General features: G+C 69.4%; 15 protein-coding genes. 2 read left to right on the plus strand and 13 right to left on the minus strand.

The annotated features are described in order from the left end of the window. Positions 1-15: 15 nt before the first annotated feature. From C8D81_RS04900 to C8D81_RS04910, 3 genes are read right to left on the minus strand one after another with little or no spacing between them, the layout of a single operon-like run. Positions 16-594, minus strand: a complete 579-nt coding sequence (locus C8D81_RS04900; protein ID WP_133625640.1) for a hypothetical protein — start codon at positions 592-594, stop codon at positions 16-18. Continuing rightward, a complete protein-coding gene (gene hisS / locus C8D81_RS04905) occupies positions 591-1,958 on the minus strand; it encodes a histidine--tRNA ligase (protein ID WP_133625641.1) in 1,368 nt (455 codons plus the stop codon). The genes C8D81_RS04900 and hisS overlap by 4 nt, the downstream gene beginning before the upstream one ends. Continuing rightward, positions 1,955-2,680 (minus strand): MBL fold metallo-hydrolase, encoded by a 726-nt coding sequence (locus tag C8D81_RS04910; RefSeq protein ID WP_133625642.1) that lies wholly within the window; start codon positions 2,678-2,680, stop codon positions 1,955-1,957. Before C8D81_RS04910 ends, hisS begins: the two co-directional genes overlap by 4 nt. Positions 2,681-2,782: 102 nt before the next feature. Here C8D81_RS04910 and C8D81_RS04915 point away from each other — a divergent pair, with 102 nt between their 5' ends. Continuing rightward, positions 2,783-4,027, plus strand: coding sequence for a DUF349 domain-containing protein (locus C8D81_RS04915; RefSeq protein WP_094358735.1), 1,245 nt, complete (start codon positions 2,783-2,785; stop codon positions 4,025-4,027). 346 nt (positions 4,028-4,373) lie between these two features. Next, positions 4,374-5,108, plus strand: coding sequence for a helix-turn-helix domain-containing protein (locus tag C8D81_RS04920; RefSeq protein WP_133625643.1), 735 nt, complete (start codon positions 4,374-4,376; stop codon positions 5,106-5,108). Positions 5,109-5,130: 22 nt separating this feature from the next. On the opposite strand, the gene C8D81_RS04925 is transcribed toward C8D81_RS04920, so the two are convergent. The 10 genes from C8D81_RS04925 to C8D81_RS04970 all read right to left on the minus strand — a co-directional run bounded on the left by C8D81_RS04925 (position 5,131) and on the right by C8D81_RS04970 (position 22,048). Then, positions 5,131-7,470, minus strand: a complete 2,340-nt coding sequence (locus tag C8D81_RS04925) for a RelA/SpoT family protein (RefSeq protein WP_094358739.1) — start codon at positions 7,468-7,470, stop codon at positions 5,131-5,133. Between the two features lie 63 nt (positions 7,471-7,533). Then, entirely contained in the window at positions 7,534-8,667 is a 1,134-nt protein-coding gene (locus C8D81_RS04930; RefSeq protein ID WP_407644063.1) for a potassium channel family protein, read from the minus strand. 10 nt (positions 8,668-8,677) lie between these two features. Then, positions 8,678-9,244, minus strand: coding sequence for an adenine phosphoribosyltransferase (locus C8D81_RS04935; protein WP_094401579.1), 567 nt, complete (start codon positions 9,242-9,244; stop codon positions 8,678-8,680). A gap of 5 nt (positions 9,245-9,249) precedes the next feature. Continuing rightward, positions 9,250-10,587 carry a protein translocase subunit SecF gene (gene secF / locus C8D81_RS04940; protein WP_094405110.1) on the minus strand — a complete coding sequence of 446 codons (1,338 nt, stop codon included), beginning with the start codon at positions 10,585-10,587 and terminating at the stop codon, positions 9,250-9,252. Further along, on the minus strand, positions 10,587-12,365 hold the full coding sequence (gene secD, locus C8D81_RS04945) for a protein translocase subunit SecD (protein ID WP_094425539.1): 1,779 nt from the start codon (positions 12,363-12,365) through the stop codon (positions 10,587-10,589). Before secD ends, secF begins: the two co-directional genes overlap by 1 nt. Positions 12,366-12,374: 9 nt before the next feature. Further along, complete coding sequence (gene yajC / locus C8D81_RS04950; protein WP_094425541.1) at positions 12,375-12,836, minus strand: preprotein translocase subunit YajC; 462 nt, start codon at positions 12,834-12,836, stop codon at positions 12,375-12,377. 101 nt (positions 12,837-12,937) lie between these two features. Beyond that, positions 12,938-13,996, minus strand: coding sequence for a Holliday junction branch migration DNA helicase RuvB (gene ruvB, locus C8D81_RS04955; RefSeq protein ID WP_094405112.1), 1,059 nt, complete (start codon positions 13,994-13,996; stop codon positions 12,938-12,940). A 10-nt stretch (positions 13,997-14,006) separates the two neighbouring features. After that, complete coding sequence (ruvA, locus tag C8D81_RS04960) at positions 14,007-14,621, minus strand: Holliday junction branch migration protein RuvA (RefSeq protein ID WP_094405113.1); 615 nt, start codon at positions 14,619-14,621, stop codon at positions 14,007-14,009. Continuing rightward, the gene (gene ruvC / locus C8D81_RS04965) at positions 14,618-15,262 is read right to left on the minus strand and encodes a crossover junction endodeoxyribonuclease RuvC (protein ID WP_133625644.1); all 645 of its coding nucleotides are present in this window, start codon (positions 15,260-15,262) and stop codon (positions 14,618-14,620) included. Before ruvC ends, ruvA begins: the two co-directional genes overlap by 4 nt. A 156-nt stretch (positions 15,263-15,418) precedes the next feature. Next, the gene (locus C8D81_RS04970; protein WP_229237937.1) at positions 15,419-22,048 is read right to left on the minus strand and encodes a DUF4011 domain-containing protein; all 6,630 of its coding nucleotides are present in this window, start codon (positions 22,046-22,048) and stop codon (positions 15,419-15,421) included. Positions 22,049-22,218: the final 170 nt, after the last annotated feature.

Below are 22,218 nucleotides of genomic sequence, written 5' to 3' on the forward strand. Positions count from 1 at the left end.
GGGAACGTGGGGAGCTCAGTTGGGGTTGCGCTTGTCGGGTTCCTCGTCCCAGTCCATCTCGATGAAGGCCTCATCGATCGGGTCGTCGTCGGGGTCGATGTGGGCGTGCAGCAGATCCCGCAGCTCGTCATCGAAGGCGGTCTCGGTGAGCGGCAGCACGATCGTCATCGCCGGCTGCCGCGGGATCCGGGAGATCACCATGAAATCGGTGTCGTTCTCCTGCCAGCGGGTGAAGCGCGGCCAGGCGTAGGAGACCGGCGGGCCCTGCTCCCCCGCGACGGCCAGCCCGCGGTCGTCCAGCACCACCTTGCGCCGCTGCACCCTGCTGGTCGCTGCCCGGGCCCGGACGAGCGCGATGGCGTACACCACCACGCAGAGCAGCATCACCACCAGCGCGATCACACTCGGACGGACCGAGAACAGCAGCTGGACCGCGACCAGGAACAGGCAGGCGCAGAAGATCAGCCCGCAGACCACGCCGGTCAGCGGGTTGACCTGGTGCCGCATCCGGGCGGCGAACTCGCGGCGCGGGTCGGTCTGGTAGCGCAGCACCAGCGATCCGTCGGCGGTGATCTCACCGGTCGCGGTGCTCATGCGGTGCCCACCCGCGGGTGCAGGTCGGCGGCCGGTGGCTGCCAGCTGTCGGCATCGGCGTCCACCTGTTCACCGGAGCGGATGTCCTTCACCTGCTCGGATTGCGGGCTGTCGGCGCCGTCACCGGTCTGGCCGCCGAACCAGACGAAGGGGATGCCGCGACGGTCGGCGTACTTGATCTGCTTGCCGAAGCGGTCCGCCTTCGGCGCCACCTCGGTGGGGATGCCGCGGGCGCGCAGCTTCCCTGCGGTGGCGATCGCGGCGGCGCGGGTGTCCTCGGAGTCGACGGCGACCAGCACGCAGGTGGGTACGCTGCGGGTCGCGGTCAGTTCACCGCGGTTCAGCAGCGGGGCCAGGATTCTGGTGACGCCGAAGGAGAATCCGACGCCGGGATAGGTGACCTTGCCGTCGCTGGCCAGCGAGTCGTAACGCCCACCGGAGGCCACCGAGCCCATCTTCTCGTGGCCGACCAGTTCGGTCTCGTAGACGGTGCCGGTGTAGTAGTCCAGGCCGCGGGCGATCTTCAGATCGGCGACCAGTCGGCCCGGTACCGCCGCACCGGCGACCCGGACCAACTCCGCCAACTCCCCCAGACCCTCATCCAGCAAGGGATTCTCGACGCCGAGGGCGCGCACCTGGTCGACGAAGGAGCTGTCTCCGGTGCAGATGCCGGCGATCGCCACGCACTTCGCGGCCACCTCGTCGCTGAGGCCGAGTTCACCGGTGAGCAGGTCGGCGACGGCCGGACCCCCGATCTTGTCGAACTTGTCGACCCGCTGCAGCGCACCGGCGGTGTCGTCGATGCCGAGTCCCTCGTAGAAACCCTGCAGCAGTTTGCGGTTGTTGACGTGCATCACCACCGGCGGCAGGCCGAGTTCGGTGTGCAGTCGCTCAAAGGCCTCGAGCGCGACGAGCGGGATCTCCACGTCGTGGTGCGCGGCCAGGTTCTCGGCCCCGACGATGTCGATGTCGGCCTGCAGGAACTCGCGGTAGCGGCCCTCCTGCGGCCGTTCACCGCGCCACACCTTCTGCATCTGATAGCGGCGGAACGGAAAACTGAGGTGGCCACCGTGTTCGAGGACATAGCGCGCGAACGGCACGGTGAGGTCGAAGTGCAGGCCGAGCTGGTCACCGGCCGGGACGGGGGCGTCGTCGTCGGCGTGCAACCGGCGCACGGTGAAGATCTCCTTGGTGATCTCACCCTTGCGGGCCAGTACGTCCATCGGCTCGACGGCCCGGGTCTCGATCGAACCGAAACCGTGCAGTTCGAAAGTCTCCCGCAGCACGTCGAGCACCTGCTGCTCGACGATCCGCCCAGCGGGCAGGAACTCGGGATAGCCGGAGATCGGCTTGGGTCGGCTCACGCTGTCTCCTCGGGCGTTCCGGCGTCCGCGGCCAGCATCGCCGGCTGCAGATAGGGGTTGGCGGCCCGTTCGCGGGCCATGGTGGTCTGCGCGCCGTGCCCGGGCAGCACGGCGGCGGTGTCGCTGAGCGGCAGGACGCGGGTCCGCAGGGTGTCCAGCATCGTCGGATGGGATCCACCGGGCAGGTCCGTCCGGCCGATGGAGCCGGCGAACAGCACATCACCGGAGAACACGATCCGGTCGACCTGCGGTCCGGCCTCGGCGTACGGGGTCGTCAGCAGCGTGGAGCCCGGGGTGTGCCCGGGCGCATGGGTGAGGGTGAGCGGCAGACCGGCGAGCTCCAGCACGGTGCCGTCGACCAGGTCGTGCACGCGCTGGGGCGCGGTCAGCGCGTCGGTACCCATCAGCTGACGCAGCATCTCGGCCGCACCGGGGATGCCGATCCGGTCGAAGCGCTGGGCGAGCATGTCGCGGTCGGCGGGATGGATGTATGCCGGGACATCCCATGCGGCGCACAGTTCGGCCACCGAGGCGACGTGGTCGATGTGGCCGTGGGTGGCGATCACCGCGACCGGGCTCAGTCGCTGCGCGGCGACGACCTCCAGCGCGCGCTCGGCCGCACCCATGCCGGGGTCGATGACGATGCACTCTCCCCCCTCCTCGGCAGCCACGACATAGCAGTTCGTCTGGAACGGCCCGGCCGGGAAGGATGCGATCAACACGAGGGGTGAGTCTAGTGGTCGGCCGGCACCGGGGCCGAGAGGAATGTGCCGCGGGGCGCGTACCCGTGTCGGGGTGGGGTGTGATGAGGCAAACTATGGCGCATGAGTGAAGCAGCAGGTCCCGCCTCCTTCGGCCGGGTCGATGATGACGGCACCGTCTATGTCCGCACCTCCGACGGGGAGCGGGCCGTGGGGCAGGTGCCCGACGTCTCCGGCGACGAGGCACTGGCGTTCTATGTACGCCGGTTCCAGAGTCTCGAGGTGGAGGTCGACCTACTGGCCTCCCGGGTGCGGGCGGGCACGATGTCGCCCGACGACGCCCGCAAGGCGGTCGCCACGCTGCACGAATCGATTCCGCAGGCCAACGCGGTCGGCGACCTCGCCGCCCTGGACGCCAAGCTGGAGGGGTTGACCGGGCTGATCGGTGAGCAGGCCGCCGCCCGCAAGGTCGAGAAGGCCCAGCAGAACGAGCAGACGAAGGCCACCAAGGAGAAGATGGTCGCCGAGGCCGAGAAGCTCGCCGCCGGCAACGACTGGCGCGGCGGGGTGAACCGGTTCCGCGCGCTGCTCGATGAGTGGAAGGCGCTCCCCCGCATCGACCGGCGGACCGATGACGAGCTGTGGCACCGCTTCTCCAGCGCGCGCACCCAGTACACCCGGCGCCGCAAGCAGCAGTTCGCCCAGCAGGCCAGCAAGCGCGAGGAGGCGCGGGCGGTCAAGGAACAGATCATCGCCGAGGCCGAGCCGCTGGCCTCCTCCACCGAGTGGGGCCCGACCGCGGGCGCGTTCCGGGAGCTGATGCAGCGCTGGAAGGCCGCCGGTTCCGCGCCCCGGGATGTCGATGAGCAGCTGTGGCAGCGGTTCCGCGGCATCCAGGACCAGTTCTTCGCCGCCCGCAGTGCCGCGATGAGCGAGCAGGACGCCGAGTTCCGCGGCAACCAGGAGGCGAAGGAGGCGCTGCTGGTGGAGGCGGAGCAGACCGTCGTCCCGGTCAAGGACCTGGCCGCGTCGAAGGCGGCGTACCGGGATTTCCTGGAGAAGTACGCCGAGATCGGCAAGGTCCCGCGCGATGCCATCCGCCCTCTCGACAACCGGGTCCGGGCGCTCGAGTCGGCGATCCGCGAGGCCGAGGACGAGCAGTGGCGGCGGACCAACCCCGAGGCCCGCCAGCGCGCCAGCGACACCGCGATCAAGCTGCAGGCCCAGATCGACCAGCTCGAGGACAAGGCCGCCAAGGCCGAGACCCGCGGCGACGCCCGCAAGGCCAAGGAACACCGCGACGCCGCCGAGACCTACCGCACCTGGCTCGAACAGGCCGAGAAGGCGGTCGAAGACTTCAGCGGCTGACCGTCCCCGCACGCCGCGCCCCGGCGCGCTGCCTTGCTCCGGCACATCCTGTCCAGACCCACCCTCAAACCGGTGCGGGTTTGATGCCCAGGAGGTATCAAACATTTCTCTGATGCCGCGAAAGCATCAAAGATTTTCTTGATGCCATGGAGGCATCACGGCGCCGCTTGATGCCGACAGCGGATCAAACATTTCCTTGATGCCCGAGTGGGATCAAGCGAATCTTTGATACCTCCTGGGCATCAAAGGTGCATTGGTTTTATCCACAGGCCAGGAGGGGCAGCGGGAGTCTGTGGACAACCGGGAGCGGGGTGCACGATCCGCGGGAAAAGAACCATGGTGGGGCATGACCGACAACGATGCCGCGGACAACGCGGCCGACGAACCGATCGGGGGCGTGCCGGCCGAGGAGGGTGCAGTGGGCGGTGAGCCGCCCGCGCAGGCAGCTCCACGGCCGTTGCGGGCCGAGCGCTATCACGCCGTGGTCGCTTCTTTCGACCTCGGCGGGCACCTGCGCCGGTTGCGACGGACGTTCGATCTGAGTCAGCGCGACCTGGCGGCCCATCTCAACGTCCCCCAGTCGGTGGTCGCCAGATGGGAGACCGGTGAGCGCAGCATGTCGATCGAGCAATGGGACGCCGTGTGCGAGCTGGCGGGTTGGCGGATCGTCATCGAGGATGCCAACGGTGCGACCGTGCGGCCGATGGCGGGAGCCGACCTGGCACGAGACGCGGCCCGACGGTTGTTCCCCGCGCACCTCGACGTCGATGTCCATGACCCGGACGCGATGCCGTGGCGGCCCGATCTCACGCTGCCGGTGGCGGGGGCCGCGCGGCGCGAGCGCCGGGATGCGAATCGCGCGGCGGACGGGATCGTGTTGCCGCATCCGAGCGCGGAGGAACTGGAGATGCGCGTGTGGCTTCGGCAGGCCGCAGCCAAAGAGCGACGGTCCCGTCGATCCGCGGAATTGCAGCAGCTGATCCGCACCGAGCCTTCGGAACCATGTCTCTGCGCGGTCGAGTGCGAGGAGGCCCGGATGTGTGCGCCGGAATGTCCGTGCCAGTGTGTGCCGGCGGCCTGACCGCCCAGCCGGCGGAATCGCCCTACTGCTTGACCCGGAACACGTCGAAGACGCCGGGCACCCGGCGGACCGCCTGGACCAGCGCGTCGAGATGGGTCGGGTCCGGCGTCTCGAAGGTGAGCCGCGCCTTGAAGACCCGGCTGCGGGTGGTGTTCACGGTCGCGGAGATGATGTTCACGTGGTGGTCCGACACCGTGCGGGTCACCTCGGAGAGCATCCCCTGCCGGTCCAGACCCTCGACCTGGATCGCGACCAGGAACGAGCTCTCCGCCGTCGGCGCCCAGGACACATCGACCAGCCGCTCGGGGCTGGCCAGCAGCGCCGCGGCATTCGTGCAGTCCCGGCGGTGCACCGACACCCCGTTGCCGCGGGTGATGAAGCCCAGGATGTCGTCACCCGGCACCGGCGTACAGCACTTGGCCAGCTTGACCCACATGTCGGTGTCACCGGCGACCGCGACACCGGGCCCGCTGACGGTCGAGACGGTACGCCGCCGCCGGCCGGCCAGCGGCTGGTCCTCCGCCGCCTCGTCGGCCGCGGACTCCTGGCCGCCCTCGATCGAGATCAGCCGGTGCACCACCGCCTGGGCGGACACATGCCCCTCACCGATCGCGGCATAGAGCCCGGACACGTCGGCGAGCTTGAAATGGTCGGCCACCGCAGTGAGGTGCTCGACGGTGAGGAAGCGCTGCATCGGCAACCCGGCCTTGCGCAGCTGTTTGGCGAGCGCCTCGCGGCCCTGTTCGATCGACTCCTCCCGGCGCTCCCGGGTGAAGTAGTGCTTGATCTTGTTGCGCGCCTTCTGGCTCTTCACGAACGACAGCCAGTCGCGGCTCGGGCCCGCACCCTCGGCCTTGGAGGTCATCACATCGACCACGTCGCCGTTGTTCAGCTCCGATTCCAGCGGCACCAGGCGGCCGTTGACCCGAGCGCCGATACAGCGCTGCCCCACCTCGGTGTGGATGGCGTAGGCGAAGTCGACCGGCGTCGCACCGGTCGGCAGGGTGATCACATCCCCCTTGGGGGTGTAGACGTAGACCTCACCGGAGTTGATCTCGTAGCGCAGCGACTCGAGGAACTCCTCGGGATCGGTGGTCTCCTTCTGCCAGTCGTTGAGCGAGCGGACCCAGTTCAGGTCGGTGTCGTCACCGGCCCCACCGGCGCGGGCGGTCTCCTTGTACTTCCAGTGCGCGGCGACACCGTATTCGGCGCGGCGGTGCATCTCGTTGGTGCGGATCTGCAGCTCCACCGGCTTGCCGTCCGGGCCCAGCACCGTGGTGTGCAGCGACTGGTACATGTTGAACTTCGGGATCGCGATGTAGTCCTTGAACCGCCCGGGCAGCGGATTCCAGCGCACATGCATCACGCCGAGGGCGGCATAGCAGTCCTTGTCGGTGTCGACCAGGATCCGCAGCCCGACCAGGTCGTAGATGTCGGAGAAGTCGCGGCCGCGGACCACCATCTTCTGATAGATCGAGTAGTAGTGCTTCGGTCGGCCGGTGACCGTGGCGCGGATCCGGGCCGCCTTCAGGTCGGCGTTCACCTGCTCGGTCACCTTGCGCAGGAAGGCCTCACGCTGCGGTGCCCGCTCGGCGACCAGCTGGACGATCTCGTCATAGATCTTGGGCTGCAGGATCGAGAACGACAGGTCCTCCAGCTCCCACTTCACCGCGTTCATGCCGAGCCGGTGCGCCAGCGGGGCGAAGATGTCGAGGGTGTCGCGGGCGATCCGGGTCTGCTTGTCCGGGCGCAGGAAGTGCAGCGTACGCATGTTGTGCAGCCGGTCGGCGAGTTTGATGACAACGACCCGGATATCCTTGGCCATCGCGATCACCATCTTGCGGATGGTCTCGGCCTGCGCGGAGTCGCCGTAGGCGATCTTGTCGAGCTTGGTGACCCCGTCCACCATCACCGCGACCTCGGTGCCGAAGTCGGCGGTGAGCTGCTCGATGGTGTAGGAGGTGTCCTCGACGGTATCGTGCAGCAGCGCCGCGCAGAGCGTCGCCTCGGTCATCCCCAGCTCGGCCAGGATGGTGGCCACCGCCAGCGGATGGGTGATGTAGGGATCGCCACTCTTGCGCAGCTGGCCGCGGTGATAGTGCTCGGCCGTCCGGTACGCCCGCTCGACGACCGCGGTGTCGGCCTTGGGGTGGTTGGCCCGGATCACCTTGAACAGCGGATCCAGCACCGCGCTCTGCGGCTGCCGGGCGCCGAGGCGGGCGAGCCGGTGCCGCATCGACATCCGCGGCTGCTCGGGCCCGCTGCCGAGCCGGTTCGGCGGCGGTGCGGGAGTGGCTCCGGCCGATTCGGAGGCAGGCGCGGGCGCGGGCGTTGCCGGGCTGAGCCTCGGTGCCTCGCTCATCTGCGCCTCCTCAATGACTGACCACCCAGTTTAGACGGGATCGGTCGTCACCGGTCCGGTGCCTCAGTCATCGTCGAGGGCACCGCCCCGGTCATAACGCTCCCGACGCTGCGGCCGCTCCCGTTCCCGGGGCGGATTGGTCTTCGCATCCGCACCGCAGCGGCGTACCACCACCAGCTCGTCACCGGCCTGCAACTGCTCCACTGTGCTGTCGTAGAACCGGCGCATGCTCTTGTTCCGGACCACCGCGATCACCCGCTCGTGGGTGATGTCCCCCGGCTTCAGCCCGACCTCGTCGGAGTCGACCTGCCGCTCGGCGACCTCCAGGCCCTCACCGCTGCTCAGCAGATCGTCGATCGCGGTGCCGATGTTCGGGCTGACCGCGGACAGGCCGAGCAGCCGACCGACCGCATCGGAGGAGGTGACCACCGAGTCGGCGCCGGACTGGCGCAGCAGGGACACGTTCTCGTGCTCGCGGACCGCGACCACCACATGGGCGCTCGGATTGAGCTGGCGCACCGTCAACGTCACCAGGATCGCGGAGTCGTCGCGGTCCAGGGTGATGATGATCTCGCGGGCCTTGGTGATCTCCGCCCGACGCAGGATCTCGCGGCGGGTGGCGTCACCCTCGATCGCGGCCACCCCGTCCAGGTTGGCGTCGGCGATCGCCGAGGCCCGGTCGTCGATGACGACCAGCTTGGACAGATCCCGCTCGTAACGCGCCAGGGTCGTGACCGCACTGCGGCCCTTGGTGCCGTAGCCGATGATCACGATGTGGTTGCGCATCCGTTTCCTCCAGTGGTTGTCGATCATCGCGCGCCGGCCCTCGGTGGCGAGCACCTCGAGGGTGGTACCGACCAGCAGCACCAGGAAGATGATGCGCAGCGGGGTGATCACCAGGGCGTTGATCAGTCGCGCATGCGGTGCCACGGGGGTGATGTCGCCGTAACCGGTGGTGGTCACGGTGACCGTCGCGTAGTAGAGCGCGTCGAGCAGGCTGATGCCGTCCTCGTTCACGTTGTCGGCGTACGCGTTGCGGTCGATGTAGACGATCAGGGTGATCAGCACCAGCAGGCCGACGCCGATCAGTGAGCGGACCAGCAGTTCACGGCTGGCCGAGGTGCCCCGATTCGGCATCGAGACGAAGATGGCCCGGCGTTCCCGGCGGCCCGCGGGATCGGGGATCAGGCTGGTCACGGCAGGAACCTCACGCGGCGTCCACGGGCGGGGTCGCGATGACCGCGGAGACGGCGTCGATACCGGCCTCGGCGAGCCGCTGCCGGCCCTCGAGGAAGGACAGCTCCAGCAGCACCGAGACGTGCACGAGCTCGGCGCCGAGCCGGTTCACCAGGGCCGCGGTGGCCGCGATCGTGCCGCCGGTGGCGAGCACATCGTCGATCACCAGCACCCGCGCGCCGGGCAGGATCGCGTCGGCGTGCACGGCGAGGGTCTCCGAGCCGTATTCCAGCGCGAAGGTCTCCTGGACCGTCGGCCCGGGCAGCTTGCCGGGCTTGCGGACCGGTACGAAACCGGCGCCGAGCGCGAGCGCCACCGGGGCGCCGAAGATGAAGCCGCGAGCCTCCATTCCCACAACGATATCGATACCGTCCGGGGAGATCGCGACCAGTTCATCCACCGAGGCGGCGAAGGCCGTCGCATCGGCGAGCAGCGGCGTGATGTCCTTGAACACCACCCCCGGTTTGGGGAAGTCGGGTACGTCGCGGATCCGCTCGGCGATCAGCTGCCGCTGGGTTCGCGTCTCGGCACCGGCCACGGGGTTCACTTCTTCCGCTGGCTGCGACTCGTGTTGCGCGGCTGCGGTCGGCGGGCCGACCCGGACTCGCCGACCTCGCGGGTCCGCCCCCGGTCCCCATCACCCGAGCCGGAACCGGACCCCGAACCGGACCGCGACGCACCGCTGGTGCGTACCGTGGTGATCCGGGTCCGCGACAACGGCCCGGCCAGCTCACCCTCGGACCGCGAACCGTCCTCGTCGCCGTCGTAGGTGTCCCACTCGTCGTCGCGGGAACCCCGCAGATCGGCCGGCGAGTCCGGGTCCTGCATCGCGTTGACCTCGGCCTCGGCCGCGGCCAGCTCGCTGTTGCTGGGCTCGCGGTCCTTGCCGCGGCGCCGACCCTCGCGGCGGGCGATCCGCTCGCGGTGCTCCTTCATCCCGGACTCGCGCTCCTTCATCCCCACCAGCAGCGGGGTGGCGATGAAGATCGAGGAGTACGCACCGGCGAGCATGCCGACGAACAGCGCCAGACCGAGGTCCTTCAGCGGGCCGGTGCCGAGGATGAACGCGCCGGCGACCAGCAGCGCCGCGATCGGCAGCACCGCGATCACGGTGGTGTTGATCGAGCGCACCAGCACCTGGTTGACCGCGTCGTTGGCGGCCACCGAGTAGGTCCGCTTCGTCTTGCGCAGATCCTTGACGTTCTCCCGCACCTTGTCGAAGACGACCACGGTGTCATAGAGCGAATAGCCGAGGATGGTGAGCAGACCGATCAGGGTGGCCGGGGTGAACGTGAAGCCCACCAGGGCATAGATGCCGACGGTCACCAGCAGGTCGTGGATCAACGCCACGATCGCGGCGATGGACATCTTCAGGTCCCGGAAATAGATCCAGATCATGATCATCACCAGGGCCAGGAAGACCGCCAGCGCGATCAGGCCCTGCTGGGTGATCTGTTTGCCCCAGGACGCACCGATCAGGCTGTACGCCACCTGGTCGGGATTGATGTTGAGCTCACTCGCGATCGCCTCGCGGACCTGCGGCACCTCGGTCTGCGCATCCAGGGTGCGGGTCTGCACCCGGACCGTGTTGTCGCCGATGGTGGTGACGCTCAGGCTGTCCATCTCGGGCAGGTTGGTGTTGCGGACCGCGGTCCGGACCTCATCGACCGTGGTCGAGGTGACCCGGGTCGGCGCCTGGAAGTCGGCGCCGCCGGAGAACTCGATGCCCAGGTTCAGCCCGCGGACCAGCAGGGCGAGCAGCGCGATCCCGATCAGCACCGCCGAGACCGTGTACCAGCGCTTGCGGGTGCCGACGAAGTCGTAGGACACCTGGCCGGTGTAGAGCCGGTGGGCCAGCCCGTTCTTCTTCTTGGTCGCCATCAGGACTCCTTACCGGCGGTCGCGGTGGCGGTGGCGGTGCTGGTCCGGCGACGACCGGTACGCCCACCCACCGAGCGTACGCCCAGGTGCTCGGCGTCCAGCCCGGACCAGCGCTTGCCCTGGCCGAAGAACTTGGTCCGCACCAGCAGGGTCATCATCGGCTTGGTGAACCAGAACACCACCGCGATGTCGATCAGGGTGGTCAGGCCGAGGGTGAACGCGAAGCCCTTGATGCCGCCGATGGCGAGGATGAACAGCACCAGCGCCGAGAGCAGCGAGACCGCGTCGGCGATCAGGATGGTGGAGCGGGACTTCTGCCAGCCGGTCTCCACCGCCGAGCGCAGCGATCTGCCCTCGCGTACCTCGTCTCGTATTCGTTCGAAGAAGATGATGAACGAGTCCGCGGTCACGCCGATCGCCACGATCGCGCCGGCGATACCGGGCAGGTTCAGCGCGAAGCCGACCGAGGCGCCGAGCAGCACCATCATCGCGTAGGTGAACGCGGCGGCGATGGCCAGCGAGGCGACCACGACGATGAACAGGCCGCGGTAGTAGAGGATCGCGTACCCGACGACCAGCGCCAGGCCGATGATGCCGGCGATGATGCCGGCGCGCAGCTGCTCGCCACCGAGGGTGGCGGAGACGTTGCTGACCTCGGAGACCTCGAAGGCCAGCGGCAGCGCACCGAACTTCAACACATTGGCCAGCTCGGTGGCGGTCTGCTGGGTGAACGAACCGGAGATCTGCGCCTGGCCACCGGGGATGGCCTGGTCGACGCTCGGCGCGGAGATGGTCTTGCCGTCCAGCACGATCGCGAACTGGTTCTCCGGCGGCTGCTTCGCCGCCAGCGCACCGGTCGCATCGTTGAACACCGCGCCGCCGGCCTGGTTGAACGTGAGGTTGACGACCCACTGGATCTGGTTCTGCGGTACGCCGGCCTGGGCGTCGGTGACGTCGCTGCCGGGGATCAGCGTCGGGCCGAGGAGGAATTTCTGGGTGCCGGTGCGGTCACAGGTGATCAGCGGCTGGTCGGAGACATCGATCACCCGATCGGAGCACTTGAAGTTCTGGTACTCCATCATCTCGGCCTGCGTCGGCTGCCACTGCATCGCCTTGTCGGGCGGGGTGCCCTGGCCCGGCGCGGTCGGCTTGGGCTTCGGCGGGGCGGTCGGCAGCTGCGGAGCGGGCCGGTTCTGGCCGGCCGGTGTGGTGGCCGCCGGGGCCGGCGGGGCGGCCTCGGTCGGCTGACCCCCCTCGGTCGGCTGACCCGCCTCGGTCGGCTGACCGGCCTGGGTGGGCTGTCCGGCCTCGGCCGAGGGGGCGGTACCGGGGCTGGCCTCGGCGCCTGGAGTGGCCTCCGGCGCCGGCGTCCCGGCGGGCTCGGGCGGTGCCTCGGGGGCGACCTGCTCGGTGGCGTACACGGCGCGGAAGCTGAGCACCGCGGTCTGGCCGACCAGGCGTACCAGCTCGTCCTGCTGCACGTTCGGCACCGTGACCACGATCTGCCGGTCACCGGAGGTGGTCACCTCGGTCTCACCGACGCCGAGGGAGTCGACGCGCTGCTGGATGATCGTGCGGGCCTGTTCCAGGCTTTCGGTGCTCGGCGCGCCGCCGCCGGTGGTGTTGCTCGCGGTGAGCGTGATCGTGGTGCCGCCGCGCAGGTCCAGACCCAGCTTGGGGGTCCAGGCCTTGCTGAACGCCATGATCCCGACCAGCGCCACCAGGGCGGCCATCAACAGGATCAGGGTGCGCACCGGATGTCCGTGCCGTGCTGCCACAGTGTTGCCTTATGCCTTGGTGTTGGAATCGGGGCCGTCGGAATCAGGCTTGTCGTCGGGGCCGAGGTCGCGCTCGTCGGCACCGCTCTGATCGGACTTCGGCCGGTAGGGCTTGAAGTCGGTGGGTTCGGAGTCCGTGGGATCCGGGTCGGTGCTGGTCGCGCCGCCGACGGCGGGCGTGCTGCCCTCCTCGGCATACGGCGAATCGGGGGTGACGACCTGCATGATGACCTGCTTGAGCACGGTCACCTGCACCCCGGGGGCGAGTTCGACCACGGCCTGCTTGTCGCCGACGCTGACCACGGTGGCGTAGAGACCGGAGGACAGCATCACTCGGGTGCCGGCCTGCATCTGCTTCTGCATCTTCTGCTGTTCCTGCTGCCGGCGGCGCTGCGGCCGGATCATGAGGAAGTAGAAGACAGCCACCATGGCGACCACGAGGATCCCGGTGGTAAGGGTGTTCCCTTGCATTGCTCCCTGCGTTCACGCGTGGATGTCCCGGTGCGGGCTGACTGCGGGAGTCTACCCACGAAAAGGTGAAAATCCCGATTCGGCGCACGCGGGGTGTCGGCTCAGCTGAACAACTCGCCCTGGCCGGCCGGCGGGGCGAGTCCGAGGTGCTGCCAGGCGGCGCGGGTGGCGACCCGGCCGCGTTGGGTACGCATCAGCAGGCCCTGTCGGACCAGGAAGGGTTCGGCCACCTCCTCGACGGTCTCGGCCTCCTCCCCCACCGAGATCGCCAGCGTGGACAGTCCGACCGGGCCGCCGTCGAAGCGCTTGCAGATCGCCTCCAGCACACCGCGGTCCAGCCGGTCCAGGCCGAGTTCGTCGACCTCGTAGAGCTCCAGCGCCTCGCGCGCCGCGGTCAGATCGACCTGGCCGTCGCCGCGCACCTGGGCGTAGTCGCGGACCCGGCGCAGCAGCCGGTTCGCGATCCGCGGGGTGCCGCGGGAGCGGCCGGCGATCTCGGCGGCGGCGTCGGCGGACAGGCGTACGCCGAGCATCTGGGCGGAGCGGCGCAGGATCTTCTCCAGCGCGTCGGCCCGGTAGTAGTCGAGCTGGGCGGTGAAGCCGAACCGGTCCCGCAGCGGGCCGGGCAGCAGGCCGGCGCGGGTGGTGGCGCCGACCAGGGTGAACCGCGGGATCTCCAGCGGGATCGCGGTCGCACCGGGGCCCTTGCCGACCACCACGTCGACGCGGAAGTCCTCCATCGCCAGATAGAGCATCTCCTCCGCCGGCCGGGACATCCGGTGGATCTCGTCGAGGAAGAAGACCTCCCCCTCGACCAGTCCGGACAGGATCGCGGCCAGGTCGCCGGCGTGCTGGATGGCCGGGCCGGAGGAGACCCGGATCGGGGCGCCGAGTTCGGCGGCGATGATCATCGCCAGGGTGGTCTTACCGAGCCCGGGCGGGCCGGAGAGCAGCACGTGGTCGGGCACCGCCTCGCGCTGCCGGGCCGCGGCGAGGACCAGGCCGAGCTGGTCGGCGACCCGGGGCTGCCCGCCGAATTCGGCCAGGCTGCCGGGCCGCAGCGCGGTCTCGGCGGCCTGCTCGTCGGCGTACGCGTGCGGGTCGAGCGGGCTGTGGTCGGCGGGGCTGGGGTCGGCCGGATCGTGGTCGGGCTGGGTCACGGGGCGCAGCCTACTTGCGGGCCAGCGTCTGCAGCGCGGCCCGCATCAGGACCGCGACCGAGGTCTCGGATTCGGCGAGCGGTGCGACCCGGTCGCAGGCGGCCTCGGCGTCCTTGGCCGACCAGCCGAGGCCCTGCAGGCCCTGGGAGACCTGCTCCCGCCAGGCCGCGACCGGCGCCTCGGGCTGACTGTCGGTGGCGGCCGGCAGGTCGGTGACCGCACCGAGGGCGTTCACCTTGTCCTTGAGTTCGAGGACCATCTTCTGTGCGCCCTTGGTGCCGATGCCCGGTACCCGGGTGAGGGTCTTGTGGTCGCCGCTCGCGATCGCGGTGCGGAACTCATCGGGGCTGAGCACCGACATCATCGCCTGCGCGATCTTGGGACCGATGCCGGAGGCGGACTGGGCGAGCTCGAAGCAGTCCCGTTCGTCGGTGCCGGCGAAGGCGTAGAGGGTGAGCGAGTCTTCGCGGACGACCAGCGAGGTGTGCAGTTCGGTCGGCTGATCGAGGCGTACGCCGGAGGCGGTGGCCGGGGTGCAGAGCGCCTTGACCCCGAAGCCGCCGAGGTCGACCACCACCCAGGTCGCGCCGATCGCGGTCACGGTGCCCCGGAGGTGGGCGATCATGCGTTCTTCCTCTCGGTCGGTCGTGCCGCGCGTTCGCTCGCGCGGCGGGTGGCCTCGGCCAGGACGGCCTTCTGCCGGGCAGCCAGTGCGGCGGCCCGGTCGGCGAGTTCGTCGGTGTCGGCGCGGGCCCGCTGGTCGCGCCGGACGGCTTCGGTGAGCCGGTTCTGGGTGCCGCCGCGCCAGACCTGGCAGATCGCCAGTGCGACCGCGTCGGCGGCGTCGGCGGGTTTCGGTGGCTCGGCGAGTCGCAGTACGCGGGCGACCATGGCGCCGATCTGCTGCTTCTCGGCGCGGCCGGATCCGGTGATCGCGGCCTTCACCTCGCTCGGGGTGTGCTGGGCGACCGGGATCCCGCTGCGGGCGCCGATCAGCATCGCGACCCCGGCGGCCTGGGCGGTGCCGATCACTGTGTTCAGGTTGTGCTGGGCGAACACCCGCTCCACCGCGACCACATCGGGCAGCCAGGCGGCGACCAGCTCGGCGAGCTGCTGTTCGATGGTGACCAGCCGGGATGCGGTGTCCAGCGTGGCTTCGGTACGGATCACGCCGACGTGCAGCAGGGCCGGCGGCCGTCCCGGCGTACCCTCGACGACCCCGACGCCGCAGCGCGTCAGACCGGGGTCGATCCCGAGGACCCGCATGCACCCTCCTCCACTGCTCGAACAGACGTTCGACAGCCTAGTGGGCGGATCCGGGTACGCCGACGAGCGACACGGCCCTCGGTCAGGACGCTCATCGAGTGGGCCGCCCTGCGCAGCGAAGCGGAGCAAGGGCGGCCGTGTCGAGATGAGACCCAGTCACGTGCCCGGCTCGAGCAAGCCGTTGCCGGCGCTCTGGATCCTTCCCTCGGCCAGGGCCCACCGCAGCACCGCGGTCAACCGGGCCCGGATCTGCGGACCCATCCGCGCATATCCGAAGGTGGCCATCGTTTCCCGAAGCACGGTGTCCTGGTTCATCGGCCCCTGCGTTCGCAGGATGTCGGTCATGGCATTGGCGATCTCGACATGGTTGAGCTCGTCGATCGGGATCGTGCTGGTTCGCGGCCGATATCCGCGATAGCTCTCATCGCTGAGGCCAGCCGGCCAGAAGAACCTGCCGAACTCCGGATGCCACTGCGGATCGGTCGTCGCACAGCGCAGGATCTCGCCGACCCGGTTCAATCGGATCCGGCCATGGCCGAACCGGCCGGCGACGATCTTCGCCGCCCGGACCGCCTCCACCGGGCCCTCGGTCTCGATCACCTCGGTCAGCTGGGCGGCGACCAGTGCGCGCTGCTCCGCGTCGCGAAGATCGTCCAAGATCGACGGCTCCCCCACCACACCGGTGTCGGCGGCCACGAACGGATGGGCTCGCGTGCGATCCACCGTCGTCGGTCCCGCCGGTTGCTCGGTGACCGCCTGCCCGCGGATGGGTGCCAACGGGTCGATCTCATCGATGCGCGGGACGAGGGCGAGGTCGTCGGTATCGGCCGGAGCCCGCGCCGCGGTCGGTTCCGCGGCCAGCGGCTCGGGCACCTGCTCCCCGGGCGGGGTGGCCGCGACCGGCTGCGGTCGCAACGATTCCGCCCGTTCCGCAACCATCGTGAGCACGGCGGCGGGGTCCTGGATCCAGGCCGGCAGCAGCACCTGCACGGTGTCCCGCCAGCCCATCACTCCCTGCAGGATCTCCCCCGGGAGCGATTCACGGTCGGCGGTGATCGCGCGCCCGGCCCACTCGCGAGTGTCCAGCACCAGCGCCAACCATCCGTGCTCCGCGCTCGCGCGCACTGCGAGGTCGACCCGGAATCGGGACGTACCGACATCGGAGATCACCTCGAGCCCGCGGCTGCGGAGCGCGGTGGCGAGTTCCTCGCGGTAGAGATCCTCGGCATCGAACTGCTGGGTGCCGCCCAGGGCCGCGTGCGCGGTGCCCTCGGCGTAGGCGAGATATTCCTTGAGATGCTGCAGGCCCTCGGCCCGGGTCTTGGCGAGGTCGATGTCGGTTGATCGGATCGAGGTGTAGAGGATCACCGTCGACCGGGCGCGGGTGATGGCGACATTGAATCGGCGCTCGCCACCGACGTTGTTGAGTGGGCCGAAGTTGTGACTGAGTACGCCTGTTTCGGGGTTGCGGGAGAAGGCGATCGAGAACAGGATCGCGTCACGCTCGTCACCCTGGACATTCTCCAGGTTCTTCACGAACAGTGGTTCCTGCTCCCGCTCGAGTGCCTGTCGGATGAGCGGATCCTCCGATTGCTCCAGCAGATCCAGGATCAGATCCCGTTGCTGGGTGTTGAAGGTGACCACCCCGATCGAGACCTCCGGCTGGTTCGCCAGTCGGCTGCCGATGTCGGCGACGATCCGGTCCGCCTCGGCGCGATTGGTGCGGGTGGCGCCGCGGTCGAAGACGCCGCCGACGAACTCGGCACGGATCCCCAGCTCCGGGCGATGCTCCGGCGGACCGGGGAACACCTGGAGCTGGCCGTTGTAGTACTTCATGTTGGAGAAGCTGATCAACTGCTCGTGCTGGGAGCGGTAGTGCCAGCTCAGCCACTTCTGCTCCAACCCGGATCCGACGGCCTCGGAGAGGATCGATTCCTGGTCCGGGCTCATCGCTTCGAGCTGACCAGCACTCTCCCCCGCCACCGCGGTGCCGATGGTGGCCGGGGGATCCTCGTCGGCATCGGTCGTGCTCTGCCGAAACATGTTGGTCGGCGGCATCTGCTTCGAGTCGCCGACGATGATGGCCGCGTCGGCGCGGCCGAGCGCGCCGACCGAGTCGGCCACCCGTACCTGGGAGGCCTCGTCGAAGATGACGGTGTCGAAACGGATCCCGTCGGCGGGCAGGAAGCGGGCCACCGAGGCCGGGCTCATCAACACCACCGGGGTGAGACCGAGAATCTCGCCGCCGTGCGCCTCGAACAACCTCCGGATCGACCCACCCCGCTTGCGATCGATCTCCTTGCGCAGGCCGACGCTCACCGCCCCGGCATTGCGGCGCTGCAGCAGCCGAGCAGGCAGCTCACTCCAGGTCTGCCGCTTCAGCTCCTTCGCCACCCGCACATAGTCACCGACCTGGCTGGCTCGGGTGGCGGAATCGAAGACGTCCAGATCTTCTGCTCGCAACTGGTCGGCGAGACGACGGCGCTCGACGGCGAGCTCGATCGCATCCGTCAGCGCCGCTGTCGGGCGCCCCCGTCGAATCTGGTCGGCGACCGGGGCCAGGCCGTATTCGTCGAGGGTCTGGAGCGCATCACCGAATTCCAACCGGCGTCGGAAGTCGGCCACCGCCTGGTCGCTGGCGGAGGCGGAGCGCCAATGCTGCGCACACTGGCTGATCCGCTGCAGCAGACGCTGGCCCGCCAACCAGGCAGTCAGCGAGCGCTCGGTGCTGTTCGCGACCTGGCGCAACCGCGACCAGGCCTCGTTGAACGCCCGCAGGCTCGCCCCCGGTCGGCCCGCCTCCGCGCCGTCCGGGTCCCGCTGGACGAGGGCATCCAGTCGTGGCGCGACATCCGGGAGCCGCGCCACGAGATGCCTGGTCAGGTCCGCGTGCTGCTCGTAGTCGCGCTCGGTGGTCAACATGGCCCCAAGGATCTGGAGCGCCTCGTTGCCGCGCAGGTCCTTGCCCGCCAGCTGCGGGATGCCCGCCGAGAGCCGCCTCCCCAGTTCCTGATGCTCCTGCCGGTACATCCGCAGCGATGCCAGGAAGCGCAGCGGATCCGCTCGAACGGCCGCCTCGTGCGCCGGCTCGGCGTACGAAGCGATCTTGCCGAGCGCCAGCTTGGTCAACCGTCCGCGCTGCATGATCCCGCTGCGCTGCGCGGCCTCGTATTCGGCCTGCAGCGACTCACAGTCGGCGAGGGCCGCGGCCCGGGTGAACGGAACCTGTGCGGGATCCCAACGCTGCCGGAATGACTGCAGGTCGGCGACCCGACGAGCAAGGTCAGCGGCGGGCAGCCGAGGCTGACCGAGTTGCCCCGGGAGCACGGCGCGACGACTGGGCAGATCCGCCAGCCAGGCCTCCAGAACGGTCGCCTGATCGGGATCGAGGCCACCCACCGTGGTGGCCAGTTCCGGGGGCAGCGCGTCGGCCGCATCGGCCAGTGCCCGCGCCGCCGCCAGGATCGGGGCGGCGCGGTCGCCGTCCGGCCCGGCTGCGGGTGGGCCGATCAGGTCCCATTCCGGTGGCAGCGTCTGTCCCCTGCTGCGCAGGGCCGCGTCGGACACGGCGCCGACGATGGCATGCAGGCGGGCGGGGTCGAGCTCCAGCAGTGCCGCGGTGACGGGGATCTCGGCCGCTTGCCAGCCCTCGGCATCCGGCAGTCGGCGCTGCAGCAGCAGACACCGCTGGTACCGCTCCCAGATGGATTGCCCCGGCTCGCCCCGATGCAGCAGCCCCGGGTAGGCGGCCAGGTGTTCGATTGATCGCCGCAGGCGGGTCCGGTTCTCCTCGAAGACCACCTCGTTGCCCTTGCGTACCTCATCGATGGCCGAGCGGAGCTGCTGGCGCACCTGCGCAGCCGACTGGTCCTTGCCGTGCACGTTCAGCACCAGCGGTTCCAACCCGATCCGCTTCAACCGGTCGTGCACGACCGTCAGCGCCGCCTGCTTCTCGGCGACGAACAGGACCGTACGCCCGGCGGCGAGCCCGTCGGCGATCATGTTGGTGATGGTCTGTGATTTGCCGGTCCCCGGTGGTCCTTCCAGCACGAATGTGCGCCCCTGGGACGCGGCGACGACCGCTTCCAACTGGCTCCCGTCCGCGGGCACCGGCAGGTAGGCGTCCGCCTCGTCGGTGGGCAGCACCGGGCGATCCTGCACCGGATCGGAGAAGAGTTCGCCCCCGCTGTGGATCAGGTGGTTGACCACGTTCGAGGAGGTGAAGCGTTCCCAGTTCTCGCTCAGGTCGCGCCACATGTCCAGGGTGGCGAACTGCAGGATCGCCAGGTGACTGCGGGCATCGACCGCGAAATCGAGACGGTTCTCGACGAAGCTCTCGCGCAACTCCCGGAACACCCGCGGCAGGTCGATGCCCGCATCGTCGGTGGGCGGCTGTTCGAGCTGCGGCAGCGAGAGGTTGAACTCCTGACGCAGCTTCTCGATGAGACAGTGATTCGGCTGGATCTCTGCGTTCGGCTCGAGTCGGATCTCATAGGGCCGGGTCCTGCTGCCGGTCAGCTCCACGGGCAGCAGGAACAACGGACTGCGCGCGACCTGATCGCGCCCGGCCCGCCAGGTCAACAGCCCCAGGCTGACGAAGAGCGCGGTTGCGCCGGTCTCCTCCTTCAGCGCCTTCGCGTCGCGGCGCAGCTGGACCAGTTTGCGCTCCGAACTGCCGCGCACGCTGCGGACGAAGGTGCGCCCCTCTTCACGGAACAGCCGGGACAAGGTGGCGGAGTCGAACTGGGCTGCGGAGACCAGACCGCGCTCGCGATCGAGCGCGTCCACCTGGTGATCGGGCGTCAGCCGCACCGCGGCGTTCTGCGCGAGACGGTCTTCGAGTTCGCCGAGGTCCTCCCCGGGCACCAGCAATTCCAGACCCCGGGAGTCGGCCAGCTTGAGCAACGGGTTGCGCAGCGACAGATCGAGCAGGTCCGAACGCCACCGCTGGACCCGGAGCGGGAATCCGCTGGCAGTCAGGTCCTTGGTGCCACCCGAGGAATGGGAACCGTCGGTGAGCGGGGTCCGGATCGAGGGCCGGGACTGTTCGACGACGACGATCGTGCGTACGCCCTCACGGTCCACCAGGGTCGGAAGCGGCCGGACCCGGCGATGTGCGGCGCTGATGTTGATCAACCGGGTGGCGCCGGGATGATTCGCGATCGTCTGGCTGGCCCGGGTCACGGCCTCCACGAAGCCGAGCTGCGAGCCGGCCGTGGCCGCGGTCGTCTCGATCGGCACGAAGATGCCGCTGCCCACCAGGTTGCTCACCTCCTCGGTCCCGGCCAGGACCATCTCGGTGCCCAGGTCGCGACGGGTGTAGGCGACCATGGCGTGCCCGGGCACGAAGACGATGAACGGCTGGAGACCAGCCTCCTCGAGCGTCGCGGCGAACAGCACCGCCGTGTCGATGCAGGTGCCCATCAGCGATCGCACCACCACATCGGCGGTGCGGACCTTCTGCCCGTCGTGCTCGAAGTTCGCTGGTGGTTCGGCGTAGCGGATGCCCAGTTCGTGGATCGCGTCATAGATGGCGCGGGCGGTTTCATCCACCCGCTCGGGGGTGTCCTGATATCCCACCAGGGAGGGGTTGCCGGTGCGGCGCCCCAACAGATCCGATGCGGTCGACAGGATCCGGGTCACCGCCTCCGCCCGCGGGCGGACGAACGCGGCGATCAACTCGGGGACCGCCCGCGCGGCCCACTGGTCGTGCGCCAGGATGCGGATCGGGATCGACTCCCGGACGGTCTCACCGCGATGGGTGAAGGAGAACTCGATCGAGTCCGCTCTCGCCTCGTCGACCTCGATGAAGTGATCCACCGGCAACTGCCAACTGAGCTCCGCGGGACTCGCCCACCAGCTCGACCGGCCCGGCAAGGGGCCGGCGAGCGACCATTCGGCGTCGGTTCGATCCGGCAGACTGCCCAGATGGGCCCGCAGGTCGCGCACCTCCAGGTCGCTGTCCTCGCCGGCGACCCGCGCCACCGCGACACCCGCCAGGGGACTGACCCGGTTGTGTACGAGTGCGAAGTTCAGGTCCTGGCGGAAGAAGACGATGACCCTGATGTCACCGTGGGTGATGTAGCGGTAATCGAGGCCGAGGAAGCTGCCGGGGATCTGCTGGCCGAATCGGGTGACGAGCTCGATCAGCAGCGCATTGTCGTCCTGTTGCGGGACGGCCCCCTCGACCGTATCCGCGCGGACCTCCTCCTCGTCGGCGGGTGGTGCCGCCGGCACGGACGCCGGTTGTGCAGGGGCCGGTTGTGCAGGAGCCGGCTGCGGTGGCGCGGGCTGGACCGGCGGCGCATCGGTCGAGGGTTCGGGGGCCGGCGCCTCGGCCGCGGTCGGTTGCTCGTTCAGCAATTCCCGCATCAGGTCGACATGCAGCTGCTCGAGCCGCGCACCGACCGCCTCGTCGGCGTCGACGCTGAGGGCGTACTCGTGCGCGATGCCGAGCAACCGCACCGCCTCCGCCAGCCCGAGTCGATCGGGTTCGTGCGCCGCCTTGTTCAACCCCTGGAGCAGTTCTTTGGCCCAGGCGGTCTGCTGGGGTCGGGTCGGGTATCGGAAGGTCTTCCAGTATCGGGCCTGGACCTGCAGCAGGACCCGGGGATCGCGCATGCTGCGCCGCACCGGGGGGCGTCCGCTGACCCGATCCGATTCGGCGAACACCGCCAGCCAGGAGTCGATCTCACCGCCACGGGGTGCGTTGGCCGTGGTCAGCGGGGCCAGTGCCTCGGCGACGAGTGCGGCGGCGCGGTTGATCCGCTCGGCGGGGGTGAGCACGGCCAAGGTGCTGGTCCTTCGAACAGGAGCGAAGACTCCTCAGGCCCCGCTCGATCCAATCTCGAGTTCACCCTATCGGCAGCGACCGACATCCGTCGCGACGATCTCGGTCACCTCGGGCACGGGGATCGCGGGGTTTCGACTCGCTCGTACCTCGCTCGCTCAACCGC

The sequence above is a fragment of the Enemella evansiae genome (assembly GCF_004362375.1).
Lineage (GTDB): Bacteria > Actinomycetota > Actinomycetes > Propionibacteriales > Propionibacteriaceae > Enemella > Enemella evansiae.

Bases quoted from the DNA above. Each gene is read 5' to 3' on its own strand.
- C8D81_RS04900 (WP_133625640.1), bottom strand. From the start codon at position 594: ATGAGCACCGCGACCGGTGAGATCACCGCCGACGGATCGCTGGTGCTG.
- C8D81_RS04915 (WP_094358735.1), top strand. From the start codon at position 2,783: ATGAGTGAAGCAGCAGGTCCCGCCTCCTTCGGCCGGGTCGATGATGAC.
- C8D81_RS04920 (WP_133625643.1), top strand. From the start codon at position 4,374: ATGACCGACAACGATGCCGCGGACAACGCGGCCGACGAACCGATCGGG.
- C8D81_RS04925 (WP_094358739.1), bottom strand. From the start codon at position 7,470: ATGAGCGAGGCACCGAGGCTCAGCCCGGCAACGCCCGCGCCCGCGCCT.
- secF (WP_094405110.1), bottom strand. From the start codon at position 10,587: ATGGCGACCAAGAAGAAGAACGGGCTGGCCCACCGGCTCTACACCGGC.
- yajC (WP_094425541.1), bottom strand. From the start codon at position 12,836: ATGCAAGGGAACACCCTTACCACCGGGATCCTCGTGGTCGCCATGGTG.
- ruvA (WP_094405113.1), bottom strand. From the start codon at position 14,621: ATGATCGCCCACCTCCGGGGCACCGTGACCGCGATCGGCGCGACCTGG.
- ruvC (WP_133625644.1), bottom strand. From the start codon at position 15,262: ATGCGGGTCCTCGGGATCGACCCCGGTCTGACGCGCTGCGGCGTCGGG.